The sequence below is a fragment of the Komagataeibacter sp. FNDCF1 genome (genome assembly GCF_021295335.1).
Taxonomy (GTDB): Bacteria; Pseudomonadota; Alphaproteobacteria; order Acetobacterales; family Acetobacteraceae; genus Komagataeibacter.
Window position 1 is genome coordinate 1,436,152 of the sequence record NZ_JAIWOT010000001.1, and the last position, 11,977, is coordinate 1,448,128.

The window sequence follows — 11,977 nt, forward strand, 5'->3', positions numbered from 1 at the left end:
CCCAAGACGCCGCCGGAGATTGCCGCGTGAACCCGTCCCGCCTGTTCATACATCGTCCGGTCGCCACCACGCTGCTCATGCTGGCCATTTTGCTGGCCGGCCTGCTGGGCTACCATTTCCTGCCCGTATCCGCACTGCCGGAAGTGGAATACCCCACCATAACGGTCCAGACCTTCTACCCCGGCGCCAGCCCGGACGTGATGGCGACCTCCGTTACCGCGCCGCTTGAAACACAGCTGGGCGAAATGTCGGGGCTGGAGCAGATGACGTCACGCTCGTCAGGCGGGGCGTCGGTCATCACGCTGCGCTTCGGCCTGACCATGACCATGGACATTGCCGAGCAGGAAGTGCAGGCCGCGATCAACCAGGCCAATTCGCTGCTGCCGACCGACCTGCCCGCCCCCCCGGTCTATGCCAAGGTCAATCCCGCCGACACGCCGGTCATGACGCTGGGCATTTCGTCCAAGACCATGCCGCTGACGGAAGTGGAGGATTATGTCGACACCCGGCTGGCCGAAAAGATCAGCCAGATCTCGGGCGTGGGGCTGGTCACGCTTTCGGGCGGGAACCGCAAGGCGCTGCGGGTGCGCGTGAACATTCCCAAGCTGACATCGTTCGGTATTGATCTGGACACGCTGCGCACGACCATTGGCAACGTGAACGTCAATTCCCCCACCGGCACGTTCGACGGGCCGCAGCGCGCGACCACGCTGCGCATCGATGGCCAGATTTCGGGCGTGGACCAGCTGCTCAACCAGGTCATCGCCTACCAGAACAACGGCCCCGTGCGCATCCGTGACGTGGCCAGCGTAGTCATCGGCCCCGAGAATACGGAACTGGCCGCCTGGGCCAACCGCACCCCCGCCCTGGTCATGAACGTGCAGCGCCAGCCAGGTGCGAACGTGATCGCGGTGGTGGACAACATCAAATATGCCCTGCCGCGACTGCAGCAGTCGCTGCCGCCCGGCATCACCATAACACCGCTGACCGACCGGACCACGACCATCCGCGCATCGGTGGAGGACGTGGAGTTCGAGCTGGGTCTTGCCCTGCTGCTGGTGGTGGGCGTGATCTTCGTGTTCCTGCGCAACGTGCCGGCAACGCTCATTCCCAGCCTGTCGGTGCCGCTGTCGCTGGTGGGCACGCTGGCGGTGATGTACCTGTTCGGCTTCTCGCTCGACAATCTTTCGCTCATGTCGCTGACCATCGCCACCGGCTTCGTGGTGGACGACGCGATCGTGATGATCGAGAACATCGCCCGCTATATCGAGATGGGCGACACCCGCATGGAAGCCGCGCTGAAGGGCGCGGGCGAGATCGGGTTCACCATCATCTCGCTGACCGTATCGCTGATCGCGGTGCTGATCCCGCTGCTGTTCATGGGCGATGTGGTAGGCCGCCTGTTCCATGAATTCGCCATGACGCTGGCCGTCACCATCATCCTGTCCGCCGTGGTCTCGCTCACGCTGGTGCCCATGATGTGCGCCCGCCTGCTGCATGAACGCGACACGAAACATGCCGAACCCGCATGGTCGGCCATGGTCGAACGCTGGACGGTCGCAACCATCGAGGGCTATGGCCGCGCGCTGGACGTGGTGCTGCGCCACCGCAGGCTGACGCTGGGCGTGTTTGGCGCGACACTGATGCTGACCGGTGTCATGGCGGTGATCATTCCCAAGGGGTTCTTCCCCGTGCAGGACACGGGCGTGATCCAGGGCATATCGGTCATGGCGCAGTCCACGTCGTTCTCCGCCATGAAGCGCCACCAGCAGGAACTGGCGGACCGCATCCTGCACGATACGGACGTCGCCAGCCTCTCCTCCTTCGTGGGGGTGGACGGGCAGAATGTCACGCTGAACCAGGGCCGCTTCCTGATCAACCTCAAGCCCGTGGGCAAGCGCAGTGCGACAGCGCAGGAAGTCGCCACCCGCCTGCGCGCGGAAACGGCGGACATAGCAGGCGCCGACCTGTACCTGCAGCCGGTGCAGGATCTCTCGCTTGATACATCGGTCGCCGCCACGCAGTACCAGTTCCTGCTGGAAAATCCCGACTACAGCCAGTTCACCACCTGGGTGCCGAAATTCATTGCCCGCCTGCAGCAGGAAAAGGCCCTGACGGACGTGACATCGGACCTGCAGGCGGCAGGGCTGGTGGCGCATGTCGATCTGGACCGCACCACCGGGGCACGTTTCTCGATCACGCCGCAGACCATCGACAACGTGCTGTATGACAGCTTTGGCCAGCGCCAGATCTCGACCATCTTCACGCAGTCCAACCAGTACCGCGTGATCCTGGAGGCCACGCCCGGCTTCCAGCAGGACATGGCCTCGCTCAACCAGATCTACCTGCCCGGCATCAGCGGCAATTCGGGGGAAAGCACCTCCGGCCCGACCCGCTCACCCACATCGGGGCTGGTACCGCTGGCTTCCGTCACCACCGTGACACAGGATACGGCCCCCCTGCTGATCACCCATGTGGGGCAGTTCCCGGCCACCACGGTCTCGTTCAATGTCCGGTCGGGCTACGCGCTGGGTGACGCGACGGATGCGATCGAGCGCGCGGCGAAGGACATCCACCTTCCCTCCAGCTTCCAGAGTGCCTTCCAGGGCACGGCGGCGGCATTCCGCAGTTCGCTGTCGAACGAAGCCTGGCTGGTGCTGGCCGCCCTGATTGCCGTCTATATCGTTCTGGGCATCCTGTACGAAAGCTTCATCCATCCCATCACCATCCTGTCCACCCTGCCCTCGGCCGGGATCGGGGCGCTGCTGGCGCTGTGGGTGACGGGTTCGGGGCTGGATGTCATGGGCATCATCGGGCTGGTCCTGCTGATCGGCATCGTCAAGAAAAACGCCATCATGATGATCGACTTTGCTCTTGAGGCCGAGCGGGTCGAGGGCATGACCCCGCTGCATTCCATCCGCCATGCCGCCCTGCTGCGCTTCCGCCCCATCCTGATGACCACTCTGGCCGCCATGCTGGGGGCCGTGCCGATGATGCTGGGCACCGGCACCGGTTCCGAACTGCGCCGCCCGCTGGGTATTGCCATTGTGGGCGGGCTTGCGGTCAGCCAGCTGCTCACGCTGTTCACGACACCTGTCATCTACCTGGTCATGGATGGCATCAGCCAGAAGCTGGCCCGCCGCTTCGGCGGGGCGGATCAGGGTGGCAAGGACGGGCTGCCCGGGCCACAGGCTTCGGCATGAACCCGCTGGCCATCTTCGTCCGCAGGCCGGTTGCCACCATACTGCTGACCGTTGCGCTGATACTGGGGGGGGTGCTGGGTTACGTGACCCTGCCGGTGGCGGACATGCCCAATGTGGACTTTCCGGTCATACAGGTGCAGGCGCGCCAGTCCGGTGGCTCGCCCGAGGAAATCGCAAGCTCGGTCGCAGCCCCGCTGGAGCGGCATCTGGGGGCGATTGCCGGACTGACGGAAATGACATCGCAGTCATCCGCCAACCAGGCGCGCATCACGCTGCAGTTCTCGCTCGACCGCGATATCAACGGCGCCGCGCGTGACGTGGAGGCGGCGCTGCAGGCAGCGCATGCCGACCTGCCTTCCTCGCTGCGGCAGAACCCGAGCTATTTCAAGGCCAACCCCAACGGCGCGCCGGTCATGATCCTGGCGCTGACGTCACGCACCCGTACGGCCTCGCAGCTGTATGACCTGGCGTCCAACGTGCTGCAGCAGCATCTCTCGCAGATACAGGGGGTGGGCGAGGTCGAGATCGGGGGCAGTTCGCTGCCCGCCGTGCGGGTGGAGATGAACCCGCTGGCGCTGTACAAATTCGGCATCGGCTTCGAGGATATCCGCGCGGCCCTTGCTTCCGCCAACGCCCATACGCCCAAGGGCTTCATTGACCAGGGGGACCACCGCTTCACCCTGGATACCAACGACCAGGTGCATAACGCGCAGGCCTATCGTGACCTGATCGTGGCCTATCATGACAGCCGCCCCGTCCGGCTGGAGGATGTGGCCTCCGTGCGCGACAGCGTGGAGGACCTGCGCAACGCCGGGTACGTGGATGGCAGGCCCGCGGTGCTGGCCATCATCTTCGCGCAGGCGGGGGCCAACATCATCAACACCAACGACCAGATACGCGCCAAGCTGCCGCTCCTGCGTGAAGCGCTGCCGACGGATGTGGACCTTGGCGCCTTCATGGACCGCTCCACCACCATCCGCGCGGCACTGGCGGATACGCAGTTCACACTTGTGCTGTCGGTGGGGCTGGTGGTGCTGGTGGTGCTCCTGTTCCTGCGCTCGCCGCGCATTACCATCATCCCCGCCATCGTGGTGCCCGCATCCATCATCACCACCTTTGGCGCGATGAAGTTCATGGGCTACTCCATCGACAACCTGTCGCTCATGGCGCTGACCATTTCCACCGGCTTCGTGGTGGATGATGCGATTGTGGTGGTGGAGAACATAAGCCGTCATCTGGAAGCCGGGATGGACCGCGTGCAGGCCACCCTGCTGGGCACGCGCGAAGTGGCGTTCACGGTCATGTCCATCACCGTATCGCTGATCGCGGTGTTCCTGCCCATCCTGCTGCTGAGCGGGGTGGCGGGGCGCCTGTTCCATGAATTTGCCATGACCATGTCGATTACCATCGTCATTTCCATGGTGCTGTCGCTCTCGCTCACGCCCATGATGACATCCCGCCTGCTGCGCGTGCATGAACCTGCCCCCTCCCGCGGGGTGTTCGGGCGGATCGGCCAGTGGCTGGAACGCGGGCTGGTCGCCTCCCAGCAGGGCTATGCCCGGTCACTGGAATGGGCGATCACCCACCGGCGGCTGACCATCCTGTCACTGCCGCTGACCATTGCCATCATGGTCGGGCTGTTCATCAAGATGCCCAAGAGCCTGTTCCCCGAATCCGATACCGGCATGCTGATGGGCCACCTGATGGGGGACCAGTCCATTTCCTTCCAGGCGATGCAGGGCAAGATCGACACCGTGCAGAAGGCCATCATCACGGACCGGGACGTGGCCCATGTCATGGGCTTCATGGGCGGGCGGGGCAGCGCCAACCAGGCGAACCTGTTTGTCACGCTCAAGGACAAGTCGCAGCGCAATGACACACCAGCACTGACCATCGCACGCATCGGGCGGCGGCTGCGCAACATGGTGGGGGCGACGTTCTATGCCTCTGCACCGGGGCAGCTGCGCATTGGCGGGCGGCAGAGCAATGCGGCCTACCAGTATTCGCTGCAGTCCGACTCATCAAAAGACCTGTACCAGTGGACCCCGCTGCTGGTCTCGGCGCTGCAGAAGCATCCCGAACTGTCCGATGTCTCCTCGGACGTGCTGCAGGGTGGCTCGGCGCTGGATGTGCAGGTGGACCGCGATACGTCCAGCCGTCTCAACATAACCCCGCAGCTCATTTCCAACACGCTGTATGATGCCTATGGCCAGCGCTCGGCCTCGGTCATCTACAATCCGCTCAACCAGTACCATGTGGTGATGGAGGTTCAGCCCCGTTTCTGGCAGGACCCGACCACGCTCAAGCAGGTCTGGGTCAGTGTGGCGGGTGGCACGGCGGGGGGTGGCACCCAGTCCAACACCATCCGCGTCAGCACCGATTCCGGCACCACGGCATCGCAGCTGAGCGCACAGTCATTCCGTAACCAGGTGGCCAATACGCTGGCCGGGGGCAACAGTGCCTCCACCGGGTCTGCCGTGTCCACCAGTTCGGAGAGCATGGTGCCCCTGACACTGGTCTCGGTACTCAAGCCGACCAAGACCGCGCTGAGCATCAACCATGATGGCCAGTCCGTCGCCACCACCATATCGTTCAACCTGACCAATGGCGTGCCGCTCAGCCAGGCGGTGCAGATCCTTAATGAAGAGGCGGTCAAACTGCACATGCCCGCCAACATCCAGGGCAATTTTGCGGGCAATGCCGCGCAGTTCCAGAAATCGGTCAATAACGAGCCACTGCTCATCCTGGCGGCGCTGGCGGCGGTGTACATGACGCTTGGCATCCTGTACGAAAGCTATGTCCACCCGCTGACCATCCTGTCCACCCTGCCCTCCGCCGGGGTGGGGGCGCTGCTGGCGCTGCAGTTCTTTGGAGAGGCCTTTTCTCTCATTGCCATGATCGGGGTGATCCTGCTGATCGGCATCGTCAAGAAAAACGCCATCATGCTGGTGGATTTCGCCATTACCGCCGAGCGTGACGAGGGCCATACGGCGCTTGAAGCCATCCGCACGGCCTGCCTGCTGCGCTTCCGCCCGATCATGATGACCACGTTTGCCGCAGCCCTGGGTGCGCTGCCGCTCATATTCGGTCATGGCTATGGCTCCGAACTGCGCCGCCCGCTGGGCATCGCCATCGTGGGCGGGCTGCTCGTCAGCCAGGCGCTGACGCTTTATACCACGCCGGTGGTCTATCTCTATCTCGACCATATGGGGGTGGCCTGCCGCGCATATTTCAACCGGCTGTATGGGCGGCTGTCCCGACGCCATCGTCTTTCCCACCAGCAGGATTCCTGAACCGGATGACATTACCCCCGCCATCCCCCGCCCGTGCCACCACCCGCCTGCCCCGCACCATGGGCCATGCGCTGCGCCCGGCATTTCTGGCCCTGCCGCTCATGGTCCTTGCGGGATGCATGGTGGGGCCGAAATATCACCGCCCCACCGCCATCGTGTCCACACGGTTCAAGGAACTGCGCCCCGAACCCGGATGGGAGAACGCCAACCCGGCCATGGCCGAACTGCCCAAGCATGACTGGTGGACGATCTACAACGACCCCATCCTGAACGGGCTTGAGGCGCAGGTTGCGATTTCCAATCAGAACATCAAGGAATACGAGGCCAGCTACCGCAACGCCCGCGCCATGATCGACAGCGTGCGCGCGCAGCTCTTTCCCACCATAAGCGGCAGCCTTGGCTTCAACCGTGCGGGCCACGGGGCGGGGTCGCTGTCCTCCTCGGGCAGCAACTTCGCCAAGGAGGGCACGACCTACAACACCTATAACCTGGGGCCGAGTGCCAGCTGGGATCTGGACCTGTGGGGCAAGATCCGCCGGCAGGTGCAGGAGCAGGTCACCGCAGCCCAGGCCAGCGCCGCCGATCTGGCCAATGCCACCCTGTCCTATCAGGCGCAGCTTGCCACGGCGTATTTCAACATGCGCTATCAGGACAGCCTGACGGACCTGCTGCAACGCTACGTACACTTCAATGAACAGGCGCTGCAGATCACCCAGAACCAGTTCGAGGCCGGCACGGCGGATCCCACCGCCGTACTGCAGGCGCGCACCACGCTGGAGCAGAACCGGGCCTCCCTTGTTCAGGCCGGGATCAACCGGGCACAGTACGAACATGCGATTGCCGTGCTGATCGGCAAGCCGCCCGCCGATGTGTCGATCGCACCCGCCCCCCTGACACGCGTCGTGCCGCCCATTCCGGTCACGGTGCCTGCCGACCTGCTGCAGCGCCGCCCCGACATTGCGGCAGCCGAACGCACGATGGAGCAGTATAATGCCCAGATCGGCGCGGATATGGCGGCGTTCTATCCCGATGTCACCATCAACGCCAGTTACGAGCAGAGCGGCGGTGATCCGGTCACCTCGCTCATGAGCATTGCCAACCGTGTCTGGTCGCTCGGGGCCGCCGCAACCGAAACCCTGTTCTCGGGCGGGTCGCGCACCGCCGCCGTGCATGAAGCCAATGCCCAGTACGACAATGCGGTCGCCACTTACCGCCAGACCGTACTGACCGCGCTGCAGAATACGGAAGATGCGCTGTCCAACCTGCGCATCCTGTCCCAGCAGTCACTGCAGCAGCAGAAGGCACTGGATTTTGCCAACCGTACGGTGGAAGTCTCGCTCAACCAGTACCAGGCCGGGACCGAGATCTATACAACCGTCATCACCAACGAGAACTCGGCCCTGACATCCGCCGAGACCCTGCTGGGCATCCAGCAGCAGCGCATGGTGGACAGCGTAAGCCTGGTGCAGGCGCTTGGGGGTGGATGGGATGCCTCCCGCCTGCCCTCCAAGAAATCGTTGCAGAAGGACAACCCGCTCCTGCCATCCTTCATCCAGAAGGATACGAACAGATAGGCATGAAAAAACCCCCTGGGCCGGATGGCCGCAGGGGGTTTTTCGTAACAGGACAGGCTTCAGCCGGATAGCGATCGGGCTGTGAACAGTGCGATCAGCAGCACCACCACGAATATGGTGATTGCGATGAAGAATAGTATCTTCGCCATTCCGGCCGAAGCGGCGGAAATACCACTGAAACCGAATACACCGGCAATCAGCGAAACAATCAGAAAAAACAGTGCCAGTTTCAGCATGGTATCTGTCCTTGCATATCAGTCATGCCAGTCTAACGCGCCAGCATTCCATATGTTGCCTTACGCACGCCGCCGCATGAACAGGGTTACGACAAACCCCAGGAACGATGCCGCAGCAAGGGCCAGCAGCGGACGGTCCGCCGTCATGTCGCGCACCGTATCCAGAATATCGCCCATCCCCTGCTGCGCCATGGTGCCAGCGCCCTGCATCCGTGCCGAGAACGGTGCGCCGGAGTTGCCGCCAAGACCGTCCAGGCCATCCTGCAGGCGGCCAACACCTTCCTCCAGATGGGATTCGAGATTGGGGGGGATCGTCATGTTCTGTATTCCCTTGCGTGCAGTTGGGGGGAAAGGCGGTACGCCGCACCCTGCCCCGTTTGCCCTGCTGTCATGCCCGGGGGCAGCAGGCCCGATGGGACAGCCTTATCATATCTCCGACGCCTGCCAATAGGCCGCATCCGCGCCGGGGTCCTCTTCCCCCCCGATCAGCCGCTTCATGCGTTCCGCCATCGCCCGCATGCCGGGCGCGGCATTGTCACGCGGGCGGGGGCCAACCGTAAAGTCACCCCGCAGCCCGGCAGGATGGCCGGCCAGGATGATGACCCGGTCCGCCAGGACCAGTGCCTCATCCAGATCATGGGTCACGAACAGCACCGTACCATGCGTGCGGGCATGAATGCGCAGCAGTTCATCCTGCAGCGCGGCACGGGTAATCGCGTCCAGCGCGCCGAAGGGTTCGTCCATCAGCAGCAGGTCCGGCTCGACCGTCAGGGCACGGGCAACCCCCACGCGCTGGCGCTGCCCGCCCGAAAGCTGGCGTGGCCAGCGGTCCGCCTTGTCTGCAAGCCCGACCAGATCCAGCGCCGCCATGGCGCGCTCCCTTCGCGCGGTCCGGTCCAGTCCAAGCCCCTCAAGCCCCAGTTCCACATTTCGCAGCACGCTGCGCCACGGCATGAGCTTCGCATCCTGAAACACCATGGCTGCGGGCCGGTGCACAGTCGCGGGTGTCGACTGCAGCAGCACCCGCCCCTCGCCGGGTGGCATGAGCCCCATGATCACACGCAGCAGCGTGGACTTGCCCACACCCGATGGCCCGAGCAGGGCCACGAATTCCCCACGCCGGATTTCCAGATCAACATGCCGCAGGATAAAGCTGCGCCCATGGTCATGGGACAGACCGATATCTTCCAGCCTGACCACCACATCCGCCGTGCCGGCCGGTGTCACCACACTCTTCATTCCCACCCGTCTTTATCCCTGCCAGCCCAGCAGTCTCTTGCGCACCAGCATGAACAGCGTATCGGTCAGCGCATACAGCAGGGCCATGGTCAGCATGTAGACCACCACCAGGTCCGTTGCCAGCAGGCTGGATGCCTGCATCATCCGCGCGCCGATACCCGGCACGCCAAACAGTTCCGCCGCCACCACCGACATCCAGGCCTGCCCGAGCCCCGTCCGCAACCCCGCCAGCACGCCAGGGGCGGAAGCCGGTATCACCACCGTGCGCAGCCGGGCCCAGAAGCCACCGTGCCCGAAGGAGGCCGCGACTTCATACAGGTCCGGGTCAATCGACTGCACGGCCCCGTAAGCCGCGTAGAAATTGATCCAGAATACCGAAATGGCGATGACAAACGTCGCCCCCGCCGTATTGAGCCCGAACCACAGAATGGCGAACGGCACCCATGCCAGCCCCGGAATGGGCCGCAGCACCCGCACCACGCCAGACAGCAACCCGTCCAGCAGCGGGACCGCGCCGCACAGCAGACCCAGCAGCGTGCCCAGTACCGATCCCGCCAGCAGGCCGGTCAGGTAATGGGTCAGGCTGTCACGTATGGCCTGGGTCCATGCACCGCTGCGCACTTCATCCAGCCAGGCCGGCCCGAGGCTGGTGGGCGCGGGCAGCAGGCCCGAAGGCACCCAGCCCAGCCGGATGGAGGCCTCCCACACGCCAAACAGCACCACGAGACCCGCCGCGCCCAGCAGCGGGCGCAGCAGCACGGAACGCCGCGTGATCATTGTGCGATCTGCCTGTATGGCTCCAGGTCAAACAGGGCGGCGACCGGCTCGGCCTTTCGCAGCAGACCGCTCTGGACCTCGAATTCCTGCAACTGGCCCACCGCGTCCACAATCCGCGCCGGATCGGAGACAAAGCCCGAAGCAGAGGCTTTCAGCGCCTCGATAATGATGTCCTTGGGCAGCATGCCACCGCCAAGGGCCTGCTGCACATAGGGTTCGGCCTGTTCGGGATCCGTTGCCAGCAGGTGCGTTGCCTTGACAAAGCTGCTTATGAAAGCGGTCTTCCATGCCGCGCGGTCGGGTGCGTCCCCGTTCAGGATGGCAAGGACCGAACCCGGCTGGCCGGGCATGAGATCGTGCCCGGATGCAAGAACCCGCATGCCCGGCATGCGATGGCGGATGATGGTCAGCGCGGGTTCACGCAGGATGGCCGCATCCACCGCACCCGCCAGGAAAGCCTGCTGCGCGGCATCGATATCGATCCCGACAATATCAGCCACCTGCGCCGGGTCCAGTCCGTTGCGTGCCTTCAGCCAGTAGCGCAGCAGGGTGTCGGGCACCGACCCCATGGGCTGGGCCGCGATCTTGGGTTTGTGGCCGGCCCGGGCCGCAAAGTCGGCAAACCGCTGGCGGAGCGCATCGGGGGGCAGCAAGGTTGGCTGCTCGGGCAGGTCCGCCGCCAATGCGCCACGCGATACGACCTCCAGTTCCTCGGTCGCGGCACTGGCCACGACCTTTACATCCGCACCATGGGCACGGGCCTGCAGCAATGGCAGGACACCCGCCACATAGGCATCGATCTTGCCCGATACCAGCGCCTGTATCGCCTGCGGCCCGGACTGGAAGCGGACAAGCTGCATGTCGATACCCGCGTCCCGCGCCCAGTTCTGGCCCTGCATGACAAAAAGCGGTGCGGAACCGATAACCGGAATATAGCCCACACGCACCGTGGCGGCCCGGGCACTTCCGCACAGGGCCAGGGCTGCGGTCAGGGCATAAAGGCTGCGACGTAATACACGCCTGAAATGGGATACGATCATGGCAAAAGCCCTGTCTGCTACGCGTAAGGAATGCATGGATTAATACACTATCAAAAACATATGTAATCCAGTTTGGTCCGCTATATAACGATAAAATAGTGTTGGATTGAAAAAAGACACAAAAAAACCCGGCATGAGCCGGGTTTTCCTGAAAAGACCGGGTTGCCTCAGGCAGCCAGGTTTTCTTCATGGTTAGCTTCCGGGCGCGGACCGCTGTCCTGACCCTTGGCCGACACATCGCGGTCAACCAGTTCGATCACGGCCATGTCGGCCGCATCGCCATGGCGCATGCCCGCACGCAGCACGCGGGTGTAGCCACCCTGGCGCGTCTTGTAGCGGTCAGCCACGGTGGCGAACAGCTTGGACACGATCTTGTCGTCACGCAGCTGGGCGAAAGCCTGGCGGCGGGCGTGCAGGTCGCCACGCTTGCCAAGGGTGATCAGCTTTTCCACAACCGGGCGAAGTTCCTTCGCCTTGGGCAGGGTGGTCGTGATCTGTTCGTGCTTGATCAGGGCGACAGCCATGTTGCGAAACATGGCCAGTCGATGGGACGAGGTAACGCCGAGCTTACGGCCGGCAACACCGTGACGCATGATGTAATTTCCTGTTTTATCC

The 11,977-nt window shown here is 63.8% G+C and carries 9 protein-coding genes; 3 read left to right on the forward strand and 6 right to left on the reverse strand.

The window, feature by feature from the left end:
• Positions 1 to 26 precede the first annotated feature (26 nt).
• From LDL32_RS06810 to LDL32_RS06820, 3 genes are read left to right on the forward strand one after another with little or no spacing between them, the layout of a single operon-like run.
• A complete protein-coding gene (locus LDL32_RS06810; protein ID WP_233065466.1) occupies positions 27 to 3,203 on the forward strand; it encodes an efflux RND transporter permease subunit in 3,177 nt (1,058 codons plus the stop codon).
• On the forward strand, positions 3,200 to 6,496 hold the full coding sequence (locus LDL32_RS06815) for an efflux RND transporter permease subunit (protein ID WP_233065469.1): 3,297 nt from the start codon (positions 3,200 to 3,202) through the stop codon (positions 6,494 to 6,496). The genes LDL32_RS06810 and LDL32_RS06815 overlap by 4 nt, the downstream gene beginning before the upstream one ends.
• A 59-nt stretch (positions 6,497 to 6,555) precedes the next feature.
• Positions 6,556 to 8,070, forward strand: coding sequence for an efflux transporter outer membrane subunit (locus tag LDL32_RS06820; RefSeq protein ID WP_233068751.1), 1,515 nt, complete (start codon positions 6,556 to 6,558; stop codon positions 8,068 to 8,070).
• 59 nt (positions 8,071 to 8,129) lie between these two features.
• On the opposite strand, the gene LDL32_RS06825 is transcribed toward LDL32_RS06820, so the two are convergent.
• From LDL32_RS06825 to rplQ, 6 genes are all read right to left on the reverse strand, one after another.
• Entirely contained in the window at positions 8,130 to 8,306 is a 177-nt protein-coding gene (locus tag LDL32_RS06825; RefSeq protein WP_007399653.1) for a DUF1328 domain-containing protein, read from the reverse strand.
• A gap of 60 nt (positions 8,307 to 8,366) precedes the next feature.
• Positions 8,367 to 8,624 (reverse strand): hypothetical protein, encoded by a 258-nt coding sequence (locus tag LDL32_RS06830; protein WP_233065472.1) that lies wholly within the window; start codon positions 8,622 to 8,624, stop codon positions 8,367 to 8,369.
• 108 nt (positions 8,625 to 8,732) lie between these two features.
• Complete coding sequence (locus LDL32_RS06835) at positions 8,733 to 9,545, reverse strand: ABC transporter ATP-binding protein (protein WP_233068753.1); 813 nt, start codon at positions 9,543 to 9,545, stop codon at positions 8,733 to 8,735.
• 12 nt (positions 9,546 to 9,557) lie between these two features.
• Entirely contained in the window at positions 9,558 to 10,322 is a 765-nt protein-coding gene (locus LDL32_RS06840; protein WP_233065475.1) for an ABC transporter permease, read from the reverse strand.
• Entirely contained in the window at positions 10,319 to 11,362 is a 1,044-nt protein-coding gene (locus LDL32_RS06845; RefSeq protein WP_233065478.1) for an ABC transporter substrate-binding protein, read from the reverse strand. The genes LDL32_RS06840 and LDL32_RS06845 overlap by 4 nt, the downstream gene beginning before the upstream one ends.
• 167 nt (positions 11,363 to 11,529) lie before the next feature.
• Positions 11,530 to 11,955 carry a 50S ribosomal protein L17 gene (gene rplQ / locus LDL32_RS06850; protein WP_034933165.1) on the reverse strand — a complete coding sequence of 142 codons (426 nt, stop codon included), beginning with the start codon at positions 11,953 to 11,955 and terminating at the stop codon, positions 11,530 to 11,532.
• Positions 11,956 to 11,977: the final 22 nt, after the last annotated feature.